This is a genomic window from Pseudokineococcus lusitanus (assembly GCF_003751265.1).
Classification (GTDB): domain Bacteria; phylum Actinomycetota; class Actinomycetes; order Actinomycetales; family Quadrisphaeraceae; genus Pseudokineococcus; species Pseudokineococcus lusitanus.
In genome coordinates, this window is the sequence record NZ_RJKN01000006.1 from 225,677 (window position 1) to 245,280 (window position 19,604).

A 19,604-nucleotide genomic window follows, 5' to 3' on the forward strand; every position below is an offset into this window, starting at 1 on the left:
CCGGGGCGCGGCCTCCGTGGACGCCGGCAGGGCGCTCACCTGCTGAACGACACGCCTGTGCTTCGTCCCCAGGCGTTCTCCACAGTGTGGATGACGGATCCGTCATCCACAGGCTCATCCACCGGTGTGGACAGGTGTGCGGGTGGGACGGGTGGGGACAGGCCTCTCCCCTCCTCGTCATCGGCACGGTGCGGGTCGTCCTTGACCCGCTCTCGGGGGTTGCGGTGATGACGACGTCGGGCCCGCGACGGCGCACGGCTGCGTGTCCCGGGGGCACGGGCGCGGGTCCGACGTGGTGCCCCGCCTCGGCGCCGCGGGCGGTGCGCGACGTCGGACTGGCGACGGGGGGCGGCTCAGGCCCGCGACCAGGCGCCCGTTCGCCGTCACGACCGGCTCAGGGACGCGAACAGGCGCCCATTCGCCGTCAGGACCGGCTCAACAGCGCGAACAGGCGCCCATTCGCCACCTGGACCGGGTCTGCAGCGCGAACCGGCGCCTGTTCGTCGTCGGGACCGGCTCGGGAGCCGGGGGCGGGTCAGGCGGCGACGGCGGCCGCGACCGCGGCGAGGAGGGCCAGGGCCACGACGACGGCGGCCAGGGCCACGAGCTGGGCGCGGGGCTGCCGGGCCGTCCGGGACAGCACCGCCGCGACGCCGGCGCCGACGGCGAGGCCGCCGAGGTGGGCCTCCCAGGCGATGCCGGGTATGAGGAAGCCCAGCGCGAGGTTGATGGCCAGCACGACCCCGATGGAGCGGACGCCCCCGGGGAAGCGGCGGCGGAGGACGACGAGGGCGCCGAAGAGGCCGAAGACGGCGCCCGACGCACCGACGGCGACGCCCGGGCTGCCGAGGAGGCCCTGCACCAGCGTGAAGGCGACCGAGCCGCCGAGGGCGCTGAGGAGGTAGAGGGCGAGGAAGCGGCCGCGCCCGAACAGCTGCTCGAGGGCGGGACCGGTGAGGAAGAGCACGTACATGTTGAGCAGGAGGTGGAACGGGAGCAGCGAGCCGGTCGAGTGGAGGAACGCCGACGTCAGCAGGCGGTAGGGCTCGGTGGCCACGAGGGGGGTCGCGAGCGAGAAGAGGCCGGTGACGACGCCACCCGACGCCAGCTGCAGCGCGTACGCCAGGACGCAGGCCGCGATGAGGGCGTACGTGACGACCGGCCGACCGCCCCGCGCCGTCCCGCCCAGGGCGGTGCGCACGGTGGGGGCCTGCCGCCGGGCCTCGGCGACGCAGTCGACGCACTGGACGCCGACGGGCGCCTCGCGCTGGCACTCCGGGCAGGTGGGGCGTCCGCAGCGCTGGCAGCGGACGTAGGCCTCGCGCTCCGGGTGCCGCGGGCAGACCGGCGGTCCCGCGGGACCGCCGGACCAGGGACCGCCGCCGGTGGCGCCCGGGGGGACCCCGGGGTCGCGGTCGCTCATCGCGGGCCTCCCGGCGCTCGTCGGCGCACGCTCGTGGGTCGTCCGGCGGTCGCCGAGGGCGGTCGCACCGGTCGGCGGACGTCCCGGCCGGTGCGGGGCACCGGCCGGGACGGGGGCGGCCCGGGGGCCGCGGGGGTCAGGAGGCGTCGACCTCGACGCGCTGCAGCACGACGTCCTCGACGGGACGGTCACCACGGCCCGTGCGGACGGCGCCGATGGCGTCGACGACCGCGCGGCTCTCGTCGTCGGCGACGACGCCGAAGATCGTGTGCTTGCCCTGCAGCCACGTCGTCGGCGCGAGCGTGATGAAGAACTGCGAGCCGTTGGTGCCCTTGCCGCCGCGCGTGCCGGCGTTCGCCATGGCGAGGACGTAGGGCTGCGTGAAGTCGACGCCCGGGTGGATCTCGTCGTCGAAGGTGTAGCCGGGGCCGCCGGTGCCGGTGCCCAGCGGGTCGCCGCCCTGGATCATGAAGCCGCTGATGACGCGGTGGAAGACGACGTCCGAGTACAGGGGCTCCGTCGAGGGCTTGCCCGTGCGCGGGTCCGTCCACTCCTGCTCGCCCGTGGCGAGGCCGACGAAGTTGCGGACCGTCTTCGGCGCCTTCGTGTCGTAGAGCTCGACGCGGATGGTGCCGGCGGAGGTGTGCAGGGTCGCGAACATGCGCCGATCCTCGCACGCGCGCCTTCCCCCGCCCCGCGCCGTCCACCGGCCGTCCGCTGCCCCGGCCCGCCCGTCGCCGGGGCCGCGCCGGGGGCCCGTCCCGGGTCCGTGCCCCGGACCCGCGCCGTCGAGCGGCGCCGAGGGGCCCGAGACGGCAGGATGGCGCGACGTCCCGGCCGGGCGCCCCGTGCACCGGCCGGCTCGAGACACCGGCAGACCGATCGCCGTCGCCCGGCCGCGAGGCCGCCGGCGGCCAGGAGCGAGGAGGAGCGCGTGCACTTCGGCACGAAGTCCCGCAGCGAGAAGGCCGCCGACGCGGTGAAGGACCAGACGGCCGCGCTCAAGGACCGCGTGAGCCCGGCGGCCGAGGCCGCCCGCGCGCACGCCGTCCAGTACGCCGGGGTCGCCCGTGACTGGGCCACCCCGCACTACGAGCGCGCCCGCGACAAGGGCGTGGAGGCCGCCGCCCCGCGCGTGGCCGCCGCCGCCGGCACGCTGGCCCCCAAGGTCGACGCGGCCCACGACAAGATCGTCGACGACCTGCTCCCGCGGCTCGTCGACTCCCTCACGGCCGCCACGGCCGCGGCGTCGTCCAAGGTCGACGACGCGTACGCGCCGGTCAAGGGCCAGCTCAAGAGCACGAAGAAGGCCGCCAAGAAGGCCGAGAAGAAGGCGCGCCGCAACCAGCGCTCCTTCGGGCCCGGCAAGCTCCTCCTCGTCCTCGGCGTGCTCGGCGCGGCGGGGGCGGCGGGCTACGCCGCCTGGAAGTCGTCGCAGCCGACCCAGGACCCGTGGGCCGCCAGCACCGGCACGTCCGGCTACTCGGGCGCCCCCGGCGGTGCGGCGTCGTCGACGTCCGGCACCTCCACCAGCGCGAGCAGCAGCTCGACCCCGACGCCGGCCGACCTCGCCGACAAGGCGAAGGCCGCCACGGCCTCGGCCGCGGACTCCGTGAAGGAGGCGGCCGACAAGGCCGCCGACGCCGTCAAGGACGCCGCGGACACCGGCAAGGACAAGGCCGCCGACGCCGCCGACGCGGCGAAGGACAAGGCCGAGGAGCAGCAGGGCAAGCACTCGTCCTGACGCCCCACGCAGAAGGGCCCGACCCCCGCGGGGGTCGGGCCCTTCTGACGTCTTGCGTACCGGTGGAGGCGAGGGGACTCGAACCCCTAACCCCCTGCTTGCAAAGCAGGTGCGCTACCAGTTGCGCCACGCCCCCGGACGCAAGGGCACGGGGGCCGCTGCGAGGGGCACCGGTCCCGGCCGGGGCCGGGGCGTGATGGGTGGGCCTAAGAGGACTTGAACCTCTGGCCTCTTCCTTATCAGGGAAGCGCTCTAACCGTCTGAGCTATAGGCCCGGGTGGTGCGGTGCGCCGAGGCTACCCCACCTCGGCCGGGGAGCCGAACCGGACCGCCCCCGGACGGGCCGGCGCGGGCGGGCCGGCCGTCAGTCGTCGGTGAGGGTGACCCGCAGCCCGCCGACGAGCGCCGCCGAGATGTTGTAGACGACGGCGCCGAGCGTGGCCAGCGCCGTGAGGAGCACGACGTCGACGACGGCCACGACGGTCGCCGCGGAGACGACCTGCGTGAAGCCGACGAAGTCGGTGACGTCGACGTCCCCCGTGCCCGAGAGCTGGGCGATCATCGAGTTGACGCTGTCGTAGAGCCCGATCCCGTCGAGGACCGTCCACAGGACCGCCGTCGTGACGACGAGCGCGATGCCCACGACGACGGACAGCAGGAACGAGAGCTTGAGCGCCGACCACGGGTCGACGCGGGAGACCGACAGCCGCACCTTGCGCTGCGAGACCTTCGGCGGGCGGGCGTCGCCCCGGGTGTCGTCCGTGCGGGTGGGGCCGGCCTGCGGACGGGCGCCGCGGTCGGCGTCACCGCCGCCGGACCGGCCCGGGCGGTCGCCCCCGCCGGCGGCGCGGCCGCCGCCCCGCTGGGTCTGCGCCTGGCTCGCGCTCACGCCTCGTCCCCTCGCTCGTCGGCGTCGCCGTGGGCCGTGTCGCTCGGCCCGGGCTCGCCGTCGCCCCCGTGGGCGGTTCCGTCGTCGCCCGACGCTAGACCATCGTCCTCGCCGAGGTCCCGCGCCGCGGCGTCCACGGACGGGTCGTCGCCCACCTGTGACCCGTCGGCCGGGGCGTCGCCGGCCCCCTCCGAGGCCTCGACCTCCTCCTCGATGACGCGCTCGGCGTTGCGGGCGACGGCGATGATCGCGTCGCCGGCGTCCGGCGTCGCGAAGCGCACGCCCGTCGTGTCGCGCCCGGTGGGACGGACCTCGTCCACCCGGCTGCGGACGATCCGGCCGCGGCCCATGACGACGAGGACCTCGTCGCCGTCCTCGACGAGCAGCGACCCGACGAGGTCGCCGCCGCGCTCGGAGAGGCGGGCGACCTTGATGCCGTAGCCGCCGCGGCCCTGGACGCGGTAGGCGTCGACCGGCGTGCGCTTGGCGATGCCGTTCTCCACGACGACGAAGACGTCCGTCGTCGCGCCCTGCGGCACGACGCCGAGGGCGAGGAGGTCGTCGCCCTCGCGGAAGCGCATGCCCGTGACGCCGGAGGTGGCCCGGCCCATGGGCCGCAGCGCCTCGTCGGAGGCGGTGAAGCGCAGCGACTGCCCGCGCCGCGAGACGAGCAGCAGGTCGTCGGTGGCGTCCACGAGCACCGCGGAGACGAGCTCGTCGCCGCCCACGGCCACCGCCGCGGGCGGGGCCTCGTCGCCCTCGACGTCGCCGCCGTCGACCGCCACGTCCGCCTCGGCGGTCTGCGCCCCCCGGAGGTTGATGGCGATGAGCCCGCCGGAGCGCGGGGAGTCGTAGTCGGCCAGCCGGCTCTTCTTGACGAGGCCGCGGCGGGTGGCGAGGACGAGGTAGGGCGCCTGCTCGTAGTCGCGCAGGTCGAGGACCTGGGCGATCTGCTCCCCCGGCGCGAAGGCCAGGAGGTTGGCCACGTGCTGGCCGCGGCCGTCGCGCGAGCCCTCGGGCAGCTCGTAGGCCTTGGCGCGGTACACCCGGCCGTGGTTGGTGAAGAAGAGCAGCCAGTGGTGCGTCGTCGTCGTGAAGAAGTGCTCGACGACGTCGTCCCCGCGCAGCGCGGTGCCGCGCACGCCCTTGCCGCCGCGCCGCTGCGAGCGGTACGCGTCGGTCCGGGTGCGCTTGGCGTAGCCGCCGCGCGTGATGGTGACGACGACCTCCTCCTCGGGGATGAGGTCCTCGGCGGACATGTCCCCGTCGAAGGGCACGATCTCCGTGCGCCGCTCGTCGCCGTAGCGCTCGATGATCTCCGCGAGCTCGGCGGAGACGATGTCCCGCTGGCGCTGCGGCGAGCCGAGGATGTCCTTGAGGTCGGCGATGTCGCGCTCGAGCGCGGCGAGGTCGTCGACGATGCGCTGCCGCTCGAGGGCGGCCAGGCGGCGCAGCTGCATGTCGAGGATGGCGCGGGCCTGCACCTCGTCGATGGCGAGCAGCTCGATGAGCCCGTCGCGGGCGACGTCGACCGTGGCGGCGGCGCGGATGAGGGCGATGACCTCGTCGAGCAGGTCGAGCGCCTTGGCGAGGCCGCGCAGGATGTGGGCCCGCTCCTCGGCCTGGCGGAGCCGGTAGCGGGTCCGCCGGACGATCACCTCGACCTGGTGCTCGACCCAGTACCGGACGAAGCCGTCGAGCGAGAGCGTCCGCGGCACGCCGTCGACGAGCGCCAGCATGTTGGCGCCGAAGCTCTGCTGCAGCGACGTGTGCTTGTAGAGGTTGTTGAGGACGACCTTCGCGACGGCGTCCCGCTTGAGGACGACGACGAGGCGCTGGCCCGTGCGGCCGGAGGTCTCGTCGCGGATGTCGGCGATGCCGGCCATGCGGCCGTCGCGGACGAGGTCGGCGATCTTCTCCGCGAGGTCGTCGGGGTTGACCTGGTACGGCAGCTGGGTGACGACGAGGCAGGTGCGCCCCGCGACCTCCTCCACCTCGACGACGGCGCGCATCATGATCGAGCCGCGACCGGTCCGGTAGGCGTCCTCGATGCCCCGACGCCCGACGATGAGCGCACCCGTGGGGAAGTCGGGGCCCTTGACCCGCTCGAGGAGCGCCTCGAGCAGCTCCTCCTTCGTGGCCTGCGGGTTCTCGAGGTACCACTGCACGCCGGCGCCGACCTCGCGCAGGTTGTGCGGCGGGATGTTCGTCGCCATGCCGACGGCGATGCCGGCGCTGCCGTTGACGAGGAGGTTGGGGAACCGGCTCGGCAGGATGAGCGGCTCCTGCGTGCGCCCGTCGTAGTTGGCGCCCATGTCGACCGTGTCCTGGTCGATGTCGCGGACCATCTCCATGGCCAGCGGCGCGAGGCGGCACTCGGTGTAGCGCATGGCCGCCGCGGGGTCGTTGCCCGGCGAGCCGAAGTTCCCCTGGCCCTGGACGAGCGGGTACCGCAGCGTCCAGTCCTGCGCGAGGCGCACGAGGGTGTCGTAGATCGAGCTGTCGCCGTGGGGGTGGTACTGCCCCATGACGTCCCCGACGACGCGGCTGCACTTGTTGAAGCCTCGGTCCGGGCGGTACCCGCCGTCGTACATGGCGTAGAGGACGCGGCGGTGCACCGGCTTGAGGCCGTCGCGCACCTCCGGCAGCGCCCGCCCCACGATGACGCTCATCGCGTAGTCGAGGTAGCTGCGCTGCATCTCCATCTGGAGGTCGACCGGCTCGACCCGGTCGGTGGGGGGCGGCGTCGTCTCGCTCATGGCGGGTCCTGTCCGTTCGGTGCGGGGGCCGGGCCCGCGGCGGGGCGCCCGGGCGGGGCGGGGACGTCGGGGCGGGCCGCGCGCCCGGCGGGGGGCGCGGCCCGCCGCCTCAGATGTCGAGGAAGCGGACGTCCTTGGCGTTGCGCTGGATGAAGGAGCGGCGCGACTCGACGTCCTCGCCCATGAGGACGGAGAAGATCTCGTCCGCCCCGGCGGCCTCGCCGATGGTGACCTGGCGCAGCGTGCGCTGGTCGGGGTCCATGGTCGTCTCCCACAGCTCGGAGAAGTCCATCTCGCCCAGGCCCTTGTAGCGCTGGATGCCGTTGTCCTTCGGCAGGCGACGGCCGGCGGCCGTGCCCTCCTTCACCATGGCGTCGCGCTCGCGGTCGGAGTAGACGAACTGGTGCTCGCCCTGCGTCCACTTGAGCCGGTAGAGCGGCGGCTGCGCGAGGTAGACGTGCCCGCCCTCGATGAGGGGCCGCATGTAGCGGAAGAGCAGCGTCAGGAGCAGGGTCGCGATGTGCTGGCCGTCGACGTCGGCGTCGGCCATGAGCACGACCTTGTGGTAGCGCAGGCGGGCGATGTCGAACTCCTCGCCGATGCCCGTGCCGAACGCCGTGATGAGGGCCTGCACCTCGCGGTTGCCGAGGGCGCGGTCCAGCCGCGCCTTCTCGACGTTGAGGATCTTGCCGCGGATCGGGAGGATCGCCTGGGTCTCGGGGTTGCGGCCGCGGACGGCCGAGCCGCCGGCCGAGTCGCCCTCGACGATGAAGATCTCCGAGCGCGCGGGGTCGCGGGTCTGGCAGTCCTTGAGCTTGCCGGGCATGCCGCCCGACTCGAGCAGGCCCTTGCGCCGGGTGGCCTCACGGGCCTTGCGGGCCGCCATCCGGGCCGCCGAGGCCTGCAGCGACTTGCGGATGATGTCCCGCGCCGCCCCGGGGTTGCGCTCCAGCCAGTCGCCCAGCTCGGTGCCGACGACCTGCTGGACGAAGGTGCGGGCGATGGTGTTGCCCAGCTTGGTCTTCGTCTGCCCCTCGAACTGCGGCTCGCCGAGCTTGACGGAGATCACCGCGGTGAGGCCCTCGCGGATGTCGTCGCCGGTGAGGTTGTCGTCCTTCTCCCGCAGGAGGTTCTTCGCCCGCGCGTAGCGGTTGACGAGCGAGGTCAACGCGGAGCGGAAGCCCTCCTCGTGGGTGCCGCCCTCGTGCGTGTTGATGGTGTTCGCGTAGGTGTGGACGCTCTCCGAGTAGGCGCCCGTCCACTGCATGGCGATCTCGACGTCGATCTGGCGCTCGGCGTCCTCGGACTCGAAGGAGATGACGCCGTCGTGGACGGTCTCGACCTTCTTCGCGGCGTTGAGGTGCGTGACGTAGTCGACGAGCCCGCCCTGGTAGCAGTACGTCACCCCGCGCTGGGCGCCGTCCTCCGCGACGTCGGCCGCCTCGTCGGTGCTCTCGTCCACCGCGCCCGGGACGGGCTCGCCGCGACCGTGGCCCGCCCGCTCGTCGGCCAGCGAGATCGTGAGGCCCTTGTTGAGGAACGCCATCTGCTGGAAGCGGCCGCGCAGCGTCTCGTAGTCGTAGACGGTGGTCTCGAAGACGGTCGGGCTCGGCCAGAAGGTGACGCGCGTCCCCGTCTCGTCGGTCTCCTCGCCCTTCGCGAGCGGGGCCTCGGGGACGCCGAGGTGGTAGCGCTGGCGCCAGACGTGCCCCTGCCGCCGGACCTCGACCTCGAGCTTCTCCGACAGCGCGTTGACGACGGAGACGCCGACGCCGTGGAGCCCGCCGGAGACGGCGTACCCGCCGCCGCCGAACTTGCCGCCGGCGTGGAGGACGGTGAGGACGACCTCCACGGCGGACCGGCCCTCGGTGGCGTGGACGTCGACGGGGATGCCGCGGCCGTCGTCGGTGACACGGACGCCGCCGTCCGCGAGGAGGACGACCTCGATGTGGCTGCAGTACCCGGCGAGGGCCTCGTCCACGGCGTTGTCGACGACCTCGTAGACGAGGTGGTGCAGGCCGCGCTCGCCCGTGGAGCCGATGTACATGCCGGGGCGCTTGCGGACCGCCTCGAGCCCCTCGAGCACGGTGATCGCGTCGGCGCCGTAGCTGCCCTCGACCCGGTCGGCCAGCGAGGCGGCCGCCTCGGGGTCGGCCGACGGGTCGAGCCCGGCGCCGTCCTGGGTGACGGGCGCGACGCCCGCCGCGTCGGCCACGTCGTCCTCGCCCAGCTGCGCGGGGTCCTGGACCCCGGCGGCGTCACCGGTGGGGGGGACGTGCGGGACGCCCGGCTCCTCCGGCGTCGCAGGGCTGCCGTCTGCTCCGGTGCTCACGCGGGCGGGGTCCTTCCGGCTGGCCGACGCGGTCCCTGCCGCTCCGCGCACCCGCGGGCGCACCGGGCGCAGCCCCGCTGATCACGACCATGGTACCCCGCGAGGGGTCGCCGGCCGGCTCCGGCGCGGGCCCCGGACGGGCCCGACCCGCCCCCTGCGGGCCCTGGTCGGCCTCAGGGCCGCCGCGAGGTGCCGCGCGGGGAGGGGTACGTGCTCGGCCCGGGCGGGCCGAGGGCGGCCCGGGACCGCGCCGGGCCGACCCGGGCAGGGCCTCAGCGGTGGCCGCGACCCCGGCCGCGCTGCTGCTCCGCGAGGCGGCCGCCGCCCTGGAGGATCTTGGGGAGCAGGCCGGGCCCGCGGCTCGCCTCGAGGCGGCGGCCGGCGGCCCCGAGGCCCTTGGCGGCCAGCGGGAGGACGACGGCGGCGACCGCGTAGCGGCGGACGAGGTTGGCGATGACGGGCACGGGGGCCTCCGGGGTCTCGGCTGGTGCGGGGTCGTGCGCGGCGGCCGGGCGCCGGGTGGGCCCGGGTCCGGCCGCCGGGCCGCGCCGGGGGGCGGACGCCCCCCGGCGGCGGTCAGGCCAGCTGCCGGCGGGAGCCGCGGCTGGTGCGGGCGACGTCCAGGTGGACGCGGGCCGTGACGTCGTCGCGGCCGAGGACGGTCGCGAGCTCGCCCATGGTGCGGTCGGCCGCGGCCGCCACGGTGGTGAGGTCGGCGTCGGGCTCGACGGTCACCTTCAGCTCGGCGACGAGGTGGCCGCGGTCGGCCACCACCTTGCCGCCGGCCGAGCGGACGCCGTGGGTCTCGGCGATGACGTCCGCCGCGGTGGCCGCGGCGGCGGAGCCGTCGACCCGGCGCGGGTCGGCGGGCGTGCTGCCCTGCAGGCGGAGGTCGCCGACCGAGCGGTGCGTGCGGTGCGCGACGAGCCACCACAGCGCGAGCAGGCCGAGGACGACGCCCGCGGCGAGGGAGGCCCCCGGCCACCACGAGGCGGCGAAGGCGTCCGTGGCGGTGGCGAGGGTGACCTCGTCCGGGGAGCGGTCCCAGACCCGCGGGAGCAGGCCGGCGCCCCAGGCGGCGACGACGAGGCCGACCGCGAGGACGAGGAGGCCGAGCAGGACGAGGACGACCCGGTCCAGGCCCAGGACGCTGCGCTTCACGAGGAGCTCCCGTCGGTCGTGGCCCGGACGCGGACGCGCGGGGCGGGGTCGAGCGCGGACAGGCGGCGGGTGACGGCCTCCTGGACCTGCGCCTGCACGTCCCCCGTGCCGACGACCTTGACGGTCACCGAGCGCAGGGAGGCGCTCGACGACGCGTCGAGCACGCCGTCGACGGACCGTGCGGCGCCGGAGGCGAGGCGGGCGACGTCGCTCGTGCCGGTGAAGACGCCGGTCTGCGAGCGGACGGAGACCTCGGAGCGCGTGCGGCGGCGGAAGCCCTGCAGCAGGAGCCACAGCCCGACGAGGGCGACGAGGACGCCGACGACGGCGACGGCCGCCGAGGGGGTCAGGCCGACGAGCGCCTCGACGGCGGCGGGCAGCCACGGCGAGCCGGCGAGGGTGCCGAGGCCCACGAGCGCGTCGCGGACGAGCACGACGGCGAGCGCGAGCAGGAGCACCGCGACGACCGCGGCGAGGACGGGGACGCGCCCCGCCCCGGTCCGGGCGGGCGCGGGGCGCATGGTGCGCGCCCCGGTGCCCCGGTCGCCCGACCCCGTGGCGGGGGCGGTGCGGGGGCCGGTCGTGGTGGTCATCGGACGCTCCTCTGGCCGGGCCCCGCCGCACGGGCGAGGTCGGCGACGGTGACGGCGACGCTGTCGACGTCGACGGACACGTGCTCCCGCAGGCTGCGACGGACCGCCTCCTGCACGCGGCCGGCCACGGCGTCGGCCGGCTGCGGCCAGACGGCGGCCACCTCGACGTCCACGGTGGCGCGCGTGCCGGCGCGGTCGACGTCGACGGAGGGGTACCCGCGACCGAGGACGGAGCCGAGGCGGCTCGTCGTCGCGTCCTGCGGGGCCACGCCCTCGACCTGCAGCGTGGCCCAGCGGGCGAGCTTCTCCACGACCTTGTCGGCCACGGTCAGCGTGCCGCGGCCCCCCGCCTCGCCCCGGCCGCGCTCCGCGCCGTCAGCCACGGCCTCGGCCGGACAGCACGGACGAGAGGTCGAGGCGGCCCTCGAGGTGCGCGCCCACGGCGAGGCCGACGGCGCCGAGCACCACGGCCAGGAGGAAGTAGCCGAAGCCGCCGACGGCGGCCACGAGCGCGAGGATGAGACCGACGAAGAGACCGGTCAGGGACTGGGGCATGACGACTCCAGAGAGGTTTCGGGGGTGCTCGCGGGGGCGCCGGGTCGGCGCGGGCGCGCGGGGCGGGGGCGCCCCGGGGCCGCGCGGCCGGCGAGGGCCGGCCGCGCGGGCGGGTGGTCAGGAGCCGTCGCGGGGCGGCTGCTGGTCGTGCTCGGTGACGTGCACCGACGCGTCCTGCCCGTCCGCCGAGGTGGTGACCTCGGCGGTCTCGGCCACGACGACGACGGCAGGGGTGCCGTCCCCGGGGGCGGCGGCCGGGACGGTCCTCCCGGACCGCTCCCCGTCCTGCCCGGCGGGCGCGTCCTGCTCGTCCTGCTCCTCGCGGCGCGCCTGCTCGGCGTCGTCCTCCGCGCGACGGGCCGCGCGCTCGCGGTCCGCCTCGGCCTGCTCGCGCCCGGCCTCGGCCCGCTCGGCCTCGCGGCGCTCGGCACGCCGGGCCTTCTCGGCCTCCGCCTGCTCGCGCTCGCGGCGCTCGCGCTCCTCGCGCTCGCGCTGCTCGGCCAGCTCCGCCGCCGTCATGACGTCCTCGACGACGACGTGCACCGGGCCGCTGACCAGCGGGGTGACCGCCGCGTGCACCGCGGCGGCCGTCTCCGTGACCGGGACCTCGGCGCTGGCGACGACGTGGACCTCGCTGGGCCGCCCGTCGCCGTCCGCGGCCGGGTCGGCGAGCCGCACCCCGGCGACGCGACGGCCCGGGAGGAGGGTCGCCACCTCGCCGAACGCGCCGCCGTGGAGGGAGACGACGCCGTCGACCGCGAGGACGGCCGCCGCGACGGCGTCCGCGGGGTCGGCCGGGCCGGTGGTGCCTGCCCCGTCGGCCCGCTCGGCGGGCGTCACTGGACGCGCGAGGTGCGCTGCGGCTGGTCGTCGGCGTCGTCGTCGTCCGAGTCGTCGAGACCCGGCACGAAGACGTCGACGACCTCGACGTTGACCTCGGTGACGTCGAGGCCCGTCATCCGCTCGACGGAGGAGATGACGTTGCGGCGGACGCCGGCGGCCAGGTCCGCGATGGCGATGCCGTACTCGGCGACGAGGGTGATGTCGACGGCGGCCTGCTTCTCGCCGACCTCGACCGACACGCCCTGCGAGACGTTGGTCTTGGCGCCGGGGATGCGCTCGCGGAGCGAGCCGATGGTGCGGGCCGCGCCGCCGCCGAGGGCGTGGACGCCGGAGATCTCGCGCGTCGCGATGCCCGCGATCTTCGAGACGACCTGGTCGGCGATGGAGGTGGTCCCCTGCGTCGTCGCGAGCTCCGAGCCCGTCGAGGACGCGTGGCCGGCGCTGCGAGCCGTGCTCGTGGCGGCGGACGAGGAGGACGAGGAGGTGCTCTGGCTCATGGCATGACCCCTGTCTCAGCCCGGGCGGGCTGGCCTGCGGCGCCGGCGGCGCCGCACGTGCGGACCGGCGCGACCCCTGCGGTCCCGCCGTGTTTACGTCGTAAGACGTCTACGGGTGACGACGCTAGGGGCGGTCCGAGCGACCCGCCACCGGAAGCGCGGGGGGCGCCCGCGGCGTGGTCACCCGTGCGGTGGGAGGGGTGCCGGGGGCAACGGTCGGTGGCACCGCCCCGGCCGGCCGGGCGCGCCGGCGGGCGTCAGGCGGACGTCAGGCGGAGGGGGCGGACGGGGCGAGCCGCCCGCGCGCGGCGTCGAGCCGGTCGAGCAGCGCCTCGAGCGCGTCGTCGAACTCCTCGCCGAGGTCCTCGACGGCCAGGCGGTCCGCCAGGCGGCCGATGACCGGGTAGGCGGCCACGGGCTCGCCGGGCGGGCCGACGGCGGCGGCGCCGGCGTCGGCGCCGTCGAGCCCGGCCCCGCCCTCGGGGTCGCGAGGGCTGGCCACCTGCGAGCCCGGGGACACGTTCTCGGCCGCGGCGACGTCGACGAGCAGGTGCCCCACGAGGAAGCTGCCGAAGGCGCGGTAGGCGTAGACCGCGGCCTCCTCGTCGAAGCCGCGGGACAGCAGGCCCGACAGGAAGCCCTCGACCCACCGCAGGCTGCGCAGCGGCGGGCGGATCCACGGCGCCGTGGGCGCCCGCGTGGCGAGCAGGGGGAAGAGGGCCGGGTGCTCGTGCGCGACGCGGCGGATGCCCTCGGCGATCTTGCGGAGGAACTCGCGCCAGTCGTCGCCGTCGGCGAGGAGGACCGACGGGTCGGCGTAGAGCTGGTCCATGACGCGGTCGACCATGGCGTCGAGCAGCTCGTCGCGGCTGCGCACGTAGCGGTACAGCGCCATGCCCTCGACGTCGAGGGCGGCGCCGAGCTTCCGCATCGACAGCTCCGCCAGGCCGTAGCGGTCGACGAAGTCCACGGCGGCCTCGAGGACCGCGCTCTTGGAGAGGGAGGGACGGCGACGGGTGGAGCCGCCGCCGGGCCCGTCGGAGGGCGGCGGGGCACCACGTCGTGACGCCGGAGCCATGCCCGCCACCCCTCGTCGTCGCCTCGTCGGGTCCCGTCGCAGATCGCGCCGACCGCCCGGGTCGGGACGAGTCTCCCACCGGGACCCCCTCCTGCCGCGACCGGAGGAGGCGCTCCGCACCACCGGGAGGGTGAATCGTGAACGACACGATCACCTTTACGATGTAATCTGCGGTCCGTCGGCACCGTGGCCCCGAAGGCCCCGGTCACACCCACGACGGACCACCGACGGCGTGCCCTCCACAGCAGGCGGGCTGCCGGCGGCGCGGTCCCCGAGTCCCGGCCGAGACCGCGCCACGGACAGGAGCCCGTCATGCCCAGGCCCATCACCGAGGACCAGGCGCTGCTGGTCGCCCAGGCGGCGGCCGTCGACCGCGAGGGCCGCACGCTGGGACGGGTGGTCGACCTCTACTGGGACGACCACACCGGCCGGCCGACGTGGGTGGCGGTCCGGCTCGTCGACGAGCTGCGCCCGGCCGACGACAGCGGCGTCACGGCGGCCCCCCTGGCCAGCGCCTCGTACGCCCGCGGCATCCTCACGCTCGACGTCACGGCGGCGCAGGTGCTGGGCTCCCCGCGCCTCGAGGACGCCGACCACCTGGACGGCCCGGCCGAGGTGCGCCTGTACCGGCACTACGGCCTCTCGCCGGCCGGGGACACCGACGTCGACCCGGGCACGGGCAGCACCGTCCGCGAGGGCGGGTCCGCCCACTCCCTCCTGCCGCCGTCGTGAGCGCCGACGCCGCCGCGGGGGCCCTCGCGCCGTCGGGGCCGCCGGCCGTGCGGGCGGACCCGGACGAGCCGGGCGTCCTGCGGCTCGCCGGCGACGTCGACCACGCGGCGGTCGTCGCCGCGGAGCCCCTCGTCGCGTCCCTGGCGGGCACGGTCCGGGTCGTCGACGTGGGCGAGGTCGCCTTCGTCGACTCCGCGGGGGTCGACCTGGTCCTCCGGCTGCGCGCCGCCGCGCCGGACGGTCGTCTCGTGCTCCGCGACGTCGTGCCCGACGGCCTCGTGGCGTCCCTGCTCGCCCTGCTCGGCCTCACGGGCGCCTTCTCCTACGCCTGACGCCCCGGTCGCGCCGACGGCCGCCCGACGTCACCCGTAGGTGTCGCGCGGGCCCCGCCCGCCCGCGGCGCGGCGCGGCCCCCGCCCCCACGACGGCGCCCCCGGGCCCTTGACCTGCAGCCGCGTGACGACACCGGCGCCGAGCTCCTCGTCGAGACGGCGGGCGATGACCGGCTCCAGCAGGCGCAGCTGCGCCGCCCACGCCGTGGAGTCGGCGCGGACGAGGAGGACGCCGTCGGCGAAGCGCTCGGGCGTCGCGTGGGCCGCGACCTCGGGCCCGACCACCTGCTCCCAGCGGCCGACGACGCCGCCCACGGCCACGGGCGCGGACCAGCCCATCTCGCCGACGAGCCGGTCGACGCTCGTGCGCGCCGTCTGCGGGTCGCGCGCGTCCGGCCCCGCCCCCGACATCGCCGGCCCGCCCCGCCGCCGGGCCTCGCGCCGCGCGGCCGCGCCGGAGCGCCCGGTGCCCGGGGCGCCGCGCACGTCGCCGCGGGCGCGCGCGGCGGCGCGGGCCCGCCCGAGCGCGGCGCGGACGGCCTCGGCCGAGACCTCCTCCGACACCTCGGCGCCGGCCGGCCCCGCGGCGGGCGTCGGTGCCCGGTCGTCCGCGGGGTCGTCCGCGGGGTCGTCCGGCCCGTCCGCCTCAGCCGCCACCGTCGTCGCCCCCCGCCCCCGTCGTGCCCGCGGGAACGGCCGTCGCCGCGGGCAGGCTCAGGGAGCCCGCGCTGACGCCGACCCGTCGTCCGGTGAGCTGCGCCGGCACGTCCTCGGGCACGGCGGCCGTGAGGAGGACCTGCTCGGCCGGCGCGACGAGCTCGGCCAGGCGGGCCCGGCGGCGGCCGTCGAGCTCGGCGAAGACGTCGTCGAGGACGAGGACGGGCTCGCGCTCCGACGGCGTCCCGGGGCCCTCGCTGCGCAGCAGCTCGTAGGCCCCGAGCCGCAGCGCCAGCGCGAGCGACCACGACTCGCCGTGGCTGGCGTAGCCGCGCGCCGGCAGCCCGCGCAGCGAGAGCAGGACGTCGTCGCGGTGGGGCCCGACGAGGGTGAGGCCGCGCTCGACCTCCCGGCGCCGCAGGTCGGCCATCGCCTCGAGCAGCTGCGCCGCGAGGACGTCCCGGGGCGCCGCGCCGGCCTCCCGCGCCGCCTCGGCCGACAGGTCCTCCTCGCCCTCGCCGCGGTGCTCGGCGAGGGAGCCGCGGTAGGCCGCGCCCACGGCCGTGCCGCCGCCGTCCGTCTCGGCGACGGCGTCGTAGGCGCGGGCCACGTACGGGGCGAGCCGGGCCAGGAGGTAGCGCCGGGCCGAGAGCAGGTCCGCCCCCAGCGCGGCCAGCTGGGCGTCCCACACCTCGATGCCGGGCAGCGGACCGGCCCCGCGGCGCGCGGCCGCGGTGGCGCCCGCCGACCGCAGGAGGGCGTTGCGCTGCCGCAGCGCCCGGTCGTAGTCGGCCCGCACGCCGGCGAGCCGGGGCGCGAGGAGGACGAGCAGGTCGTCGGCGAAGCGGCGGCGCCCCTCGGGGTCGCCCTTGACGAGGGCGAGGTCCTCCGGCGCGAAGAGGACCGTCCGCAGGGTGCCGACGAGGTCGCGCGCCCGGGGGAGCGCGCTGCGCCCGAGCCGGGCGCGGTTCGCCCGCCCCGGCGTGATCTCGACCTCCGCCAGCAGCGACCGCCCGTCCCGCACGACGGCGGCCCGCACCACGGCGCGCTCGGCGCCGGCCCGCACGAGCGGCGCGTCCTGGGCGACGCGGTGGCTCGACAGCGAGGCGACGTAGCCCAGCGCCTCGACGAGGTTCGTCTTGCCCTGGCCGTTGGGCCCGACGAGCGCCGTCACGCCCGGCTCCAGCGGCAGGTCGGCGGCCGTGTAGTTGCGGAAGTCGACGAGCTGGAGGTGCGCCACGTGCACCGCGCGTCCTCCTGCCCTCGACCTCCGCCGTCCTGCTGCCCGCCGTGCCCGCCGGCCGGGTGGCTCAGGCGGTGTGGTCGACCTCGCCGCCGCCGGACGTCGGCCCGGCGTGCGCCGCGTCCTCGGCGGAACGGCCCGTGCTGCGGTCGGTCGTCGCGTCGCCGAGGTCGCCGCCGCCCGAGCTGGGGCCGGCCTCGTGGACGGCGTGCCCGCCGAACTGGTTCCGCAGCGCCGCCACGGCCTTCATCGCGGGGGAGTCGTCCTGCCGCGAGGTGAAGCGGGCGAAGAGGGACGCGCTCATGACGGGGGCGGGGACGCCGTTCTCGACGGCCTCCTGCACCGTCCAGCGGCCCTCGCCGGAGTCGTCGACGTAGCCGGTGATCCGCTCGAGGTCCGGGTCGCTGTCGAGCGCCCGCACGAGGAGGTCCAGCAGCCAGGAGCGGACGACCGTGCCGCGCGTCCACGCCTGGAAGCAGCCGGCCTCGTCGGTGATGAGGTCCTTGGCCCGCAGGAGCTCGAAGCCCTCGGCGTAGGCCTGCATGAGGCCGTACTCGATGCCGTTGTGGACCATCTTCGCGTAGTGCCCCGCGCCGACCGCGCCGGCGTGGACGTAGCCCTCCTCGCGGGGGCCCTCCGGCCGCAGCGCGTCGAAGACGGGCAGGAGGCGCTCGACGTCGGCCGCGTCGCCGCCGCACATGAGGCCGTAGCCGGCCTCGCGGCCCCAGACCCCGCCGGAGACGCCGCAGTCGACGAAGCGGACGCCGACCTCGTGCAGCTGCCGCGCGTGCACCTCGTCGTCGGTCCACTTCGTGTTGCCGCCGTCGACGACGAGGTCGCCGGGCTCGAGCAGGCGGGCGAGCTCGTCGACGACGCCCGAGGTGACCGCGCCGGCCGGGACCATGACCCACACGGCGCGCGGCGCGGGCAGCGCGGCGACGAGGGCCTCGAGGCTCTCCACGTCGGTGGCCTGGGGGTCGCGGTCGTAGCCGGTGACCTCCACGCCGCCGGCGCGCAGCCGGTCGCGCATGCCGCCGCCCATCCGGCCGAGGCCGACCATGCCGAGGTGGCGCACGGGCGGGGCGGACGCCGTGCCGCCGTCGGGGGCGTCGGTGGGGGACGTCGCCTGGTCGGTCGTGCTCTGCGTGCTCATCGCTCTCCTTCCCGCCCGGGGGCGGGGTCGTGCCGCGTGCCGGCCCCGGGTGCTCCGGGCCGGTCGGCGTCGGTGAGGGGCGGTCGGGCCCGCCGTGCCGCCCGCCCTCGAGCGTGCTCCCCGAGGGGTCAGCCGGCCATCCGGACGGGCATGAGGAGGTAGCGGTAGCCGGGGTCGTCGTCGCCCTCCGCCTCCTCCTGGCCCGTGAGGACCGCGGGCTTGGTGGGCTGGGTGAAGGACAGGCGCACGTGGCTCGTGGGGATGGCGCCCAGCCCGTCGAGGAGGAAGGCCGGGTTGAAGGCGATCTCCAGAGGGTCGCCGTCCAGCGTCGCGGGGAGCGCCTCGCTGGCCTGGGCGTCGTCGCCGGCACCGGCCTCGAGGACCACCTGGCCCTCGGAGAAGGACAGCCGGACGGGGGTGTTGCGCTCGGCGACGAGGCTCACGCGCCGCACGGCGCCGACGAGGTCCTCGCGGGCGACGACGGCGCGGACCGCGGCCTCGGCCGGGAAGAGCGAGCGCACCTTGGGGTACTCGCCGTCGACGAGCAGCGACGTCGTGCGGCGGCCGCCGGCCTCGAAGCCGATGAGCTCCCCGCCGCCACCGCCGGAGCGGCCCTCGGACAGGGCCACGACGACCTCGCCGCCGCCGGAGCCGAGCGACCGCGCCACCTCCGACAGCGTGCGGGCGCGGACGAGCGCCGTCGCCGAGGCCCCGGGCGTGGCCGGTCGCCAGGGCAGCTCCCGCATGGCGAGCCGGTAGCGGTCGGTGGCCAGGAGCGTGAGCCGGTCGCCCTCGATCTCGAGCCGGACGCCGGTGAGGATCGGCAGCGTCTCGTCGCGGCTCGCGGCGACGACGACCTGGCCGACGGCCTGCGTGAGGACGTCGCCCGCGACGGTGCCGCTGGCGTCGGGCAGCGCCGGCAGCGCCGGGTACTCCTCGACGGGCATGGTGAGGAGCTGGAAGCGGCTCGCGCCGCAGGTGAGCGTGACGCGCGCGCCCTCGCTGACGACCTCGACCGGGCGGCCCGGCAGCGAGCGGGCGATGTCGGCGAGCAGCCGGCCGGAGACGAGCGCGCGGCCCGGCTCGTCGACGTCGGCGGCCACCTCGACCCGGCCGGAGACCTCGTAGTCGAAGCCCGCGAGCGAGAGGGTGCCGCCCGCGTCGGCGTCGAGCACGAGGCCCGCGAGCACCGGCACCGGCGGCCGGGTGGGGAGGGACCGGGCGGTCCAGGTCACTGCCTCCGCGAGCACGTCGCGCTCGACCCTGAACCTCACGACGGACCGCCCCTCGTCACCGCCCGGGCGCTGGTCGCGCCGGCGGGCACCGGTGCCCGGCAGCAGTCCCGGGCGCGGTCGCCGACCCTACGGCAGCAGGCGGTGCCCGGGCGCGCGAGGAGCGGGGGAGGCGGACGCACCCGCTCCGGCCCTTGGGGGCCCCCGGCGCTCGTCCCCAGGTCGGGGTCCTCCCTGGTGTGCGCGGGCAGATGTCGTCACGGGGAGGCTCGTCAACGTCATCGGTGGTGTGGACGGTGTGGACGACGGGGTGACCTCGCAGGTCGGCAGGCGTGTCGCCCTCGGGACGACCTGGTGGCGGCGCCCGGACCACCCGGGGCC

General features: G+C 76.6%; 20 protein-coding genes and 2 tRNA genes. 3 read left to right on the plus strand and 19 right to left on the minus strand.

The window, feature by feature from the left end; genetic code table 11:
• Positions 1 to 535: 535 nt before the first annotated feature.
• A complete protein-coding gene (locus tag EDC03_RS12540; RefSeq protein WP_123380578.1) occupies positions 536 to 1,423 on the minus strand; it encodes a rhomboid family intramembrane serine protease in 888 nt (295 codons plus the stop codon).
• Between the two features lie 136 nt (positions 1,424 to 1,559).
• Entirely contained in the window at positions 1,560 to 2,084 is a 525-nt protein-coding gene (locus EDC03_RS12545; RefSeq protein WP_123380579.1) for a peptidylprolyl isomerase, read from the minus strand.
• Positions 2,085 to 2,357: 273 nt separating this feature from the next.
• On the opposite strand from EDC03_RS12545, the gene EDC03_RS12550 reads away from it, so the two are divergent.
• On the plus strand, positions 2,358 to 3,167 hold the full coding sequence (locus tag EDC03_RS12550; protein WP_123380580.1) for a hypothetical protein: 810 nt from the start codon (positions 2,358 to 2,360) through the stop codon (positions 3,165 to 3,167).
• Between the two features lie 63 nt (positions 3,168 to 3,230).
• On the opposite strand, the gene EDC03_RS12555 is transcribed toward EDC03_RS12550, so the two are convergent.
• The 13 genes from EDC03_RS12555 to EDC03_RS12615 all read right to left on the minus strand — a co-directional run bounded on the left by EDC03_RS12555 (position 3,231) and on the right by EDC03_RS12615 (position 13,874).
• Positions 3,231 to 3,303 (minus strand) — tRNA-Ala (locus tag EDC03_RS12555).
• A 65-nt stretch (positions 3,304 to 3,368) separates the two neighbouring features.
• Positions 3,369 to 3,442: transfer RNA gene (locus EDC03_RS12560), tRNA-Ile, on the minus strand.
• An 89-nt stretch (positions 3,443 to 3,531) separates the two neighbouring features.
• A complete protein-coding gene (locus EDC03_RS12565; RefSeq protein ID WP_123380581.1) occupies positions 3,532 to 4,056 on the minus strand; it encodes a DUF3566 domain-containing protein in 525 nt (174 codons plus the stop codon).
• A complete protein-coding gene (gyrA, locus tag EDC03_RS12570; protein WP_123380582.1) occupies positions 4,053 to 6,815 on the minus strand; it encodes a DNA gyrase subunit A in 2,763 nt (920 codons plus the stop codon). Before gyrA ends, EDC03_RS12565 begins: the two co-directional genes overlap by 4 nt.
• 109 nt (positions 6,816 to 6,924) lie before the next feature.
• Complete coding sequence (gyrB, locus tag EDC03_RS12575; protein WP_123380698.1) at positions 6,925 to 8,946, minus strand: DNA topoisomerase (ATP-hydrolyzing) subunit B; 2,022 nt, start codon at positions 8,944 to 8,946, stop codon at positions 6,925 to 6,927.
• Positions 8,947 to 9,419: 473 nt separating this feature from the next.
• Positions 9,420 to 9,611 (minus strand): hypothetical protein, encoded by a 192-nt coding sequence (locus tag EDC03_RS12580; protein ID WP_123380583.1) that lies wholly within the window; start codon positions 9,609 to 9,611, stop codon positions 9,420 to 9,422.
• Between the two features lie 112 nt (positions 9,612 to 9,723).
• Complete coding sequence (locus EDC03_RS12585; RefSeq protein WP_123380584.1) at positions 9,724 to 10,308, minus strand: Asp23/Gls24 family envelope stress response protein; 585 nt, start codon at positions 10,306 to 10,308, stop codon at positions 9,724 to 9,726.
• Positions 10,305 to 10,901 carry a DUF6286 domain-containing protein gene (locus tag EDC03_RS12590; protein WP_123380585.1) on the minus strand — a complete coding sequence of 199 codons (597 nt, stop codon included), beginning with the start codon at positions 10,899 to 10,901 and terminating at the stop codon, positions 10,305 to 10,307. The genes EDC03_RS12585 and EDC03_RS12590 overlap by 4 nt, the downstream gene beginning before the upstream one ends.
• The gene (locus tag EDC03_RS12595; protein WP_123380586.1) at positions 10,898 to 11,284 is read right to left on the minus strand and encodes an Asp23/Gls24 family envelope stress response protein; all 387 of its coding nucleotides are present in this window, start codon (positions 11,282 to 11,284) and stop codon (positions 10,898 to 10,900) included. Before EDC03_RS12595 ends, EDC03_RS12590 begins: the two co-directional genes overlap by 4 nt.
• On the minus strand, positions 11,277 to 11,456 hold the full coding sequence (locus EDC03_RS12600) for a DUF2273 domain-containing protein (RefSeq protein WP_123380587.1): 180 nt from the start codon (positions 11,454 to 11,456) through the stop codon (positions 11,277 to 11,279). Before EDC03_RS12600 ends, EDC03_RS12595 begins: the two co-directional genes overlap by 8 nt.
• A gap of 117 nt (positions 11,457 to 11,573) precedes the next feature.
• Positions 11,574 to 12,296, minus strand: coding sequence for a hypothetical protein (locus EDC03_RS17900; RefSeq protein ID WP_199720221.1), 723 nt, complete (start codon positions 12,294 to 12,296; stop codon positions 11,574 to 11,576).
• Positions 12,293 to 12,796, minus strand: a complete 504-nt coding sequence (locus EDC03_RS12610) for an Asp23/Gls24 family envelope stress response protein (protein WP_123380588.1) — start codon at positions 12,794 to 12,796, stop codon at positions 12,293 to 12,295. Before EDC03_RS12610 ends, EDC03_RS17900 begins: the two co-directional genes overlap by 4 nt.
• Positions 12,797 to 13,064: 268 nt before the next feature.
• Positions 13,065 to 13,874: a TetR/AcrR family transcriptional regulator gene (locus EDC03_RS12615; protein ID WP_123380699.1), complete on the minus strand. Its 810-nt coding sequence runs from the start codon at positions 13,872 to 13,874 to the stop codon at positions 13,065 to 13,067.
• A 312-nt stretch (positions 13,875 to 14,186) separates the two neighbouring features.
• On the opposite strand from EDC03_RS12615, the gene EDC03_RS17645 reads away from it, so the two are divergent.
• Both EDC03_RS17645 and EDC03_RS17650 read left to right on the plus strand, forming a co-directional pair.
• Entirely contained in the window at positions 14,187 to 14,606 is a 420-nt protein-coding gene (locus tag EDC03_RS17645; RefSeq protein ID WP_158674290.1) for a hypothetical protein, read from the plus strand.
• A complete protein-coding gene (locus tag EDC03_RS17650; RefSeq protein WP_158674291.1) occupies positions 14,603 to 14,938 on the plus strand; it encodes an STAS domain-containing protein in 336 nt (111 codons plus the stop codon). Before EDC03_RS17645 ends, EDC03_RS17650 begins: the two co-directional genes overlap by 4 nt.
• Before the next feature lie 30 nt (positions 14,939 to 14,968).
• Here EDC03_RS17650 and EDC03_RS12625 read toward each other — a convergent pair whose 3' ends face one another.
• The 4 genes from EDC03_RS12625 to dnaN all read right to left on the minus strand — a co-directional run bounded on the left by EDC03_RS12625 (position 14,969) and on the right by dnaN (position 19,265).
• On the minus strand, positions 14,969 to 15,595 hold the full coding sequence (locus EDC03_RS12625) for a DciA family protein (RefSeq protein ID WP_123380590.1): 627 nt from the start codon (positions 15,593 to 15,595) through the stop codon (positions 14,969 to 14,971).
• Positions 15,585 to 16,841 (minus strand): DNA replication/repair protein RecF, encoded by a 1,257-nt coding sequence (gene recF / locus EDC03_RS12630; protein WP_123380591.1) that lies wholly within the window; start codon positions 16,839 to 16,841, stop codon positions 15,585 to 15,587. The genes EDC03_RS12625 and recF overlap by 11 nt, the downstream gene beginning before the upstream one ends.
• A gap of 64 nt (positions 16,842 to 16,905) precedes the next feature.
• Positions 16,906 to 17,898, minus strand: a complete 993-nt coding sequence (gene gnd / locus EDC03_RS12635) for a phosphogluconate dehydrogenase (NAD(+)-dependent, decarboxylating) (RefSeq protein ID WP_422393826.1) — start codon at positions 17,896 to 17,898, stop codon at positions 16,906 to 16,908.
• A 221-nt stretch (positions 17,899 to 18,119) separates the two neighbouring features.
• Positions 18,120 to 19,265: a DNA polymerase III subunit beta gene (dnaN, locus tag EDC03_RS12640; protein ID WP_123380593.1), complete on the minus strand. Its 1,146-nt coding sequence runs from the start codon at positions 19,263 to 19,265 to the stop codon at positions 18,120 to 18,122.
• Between the last annotated feature and the right edge of the window lie 339 nt (positions 19,266 to 19,604).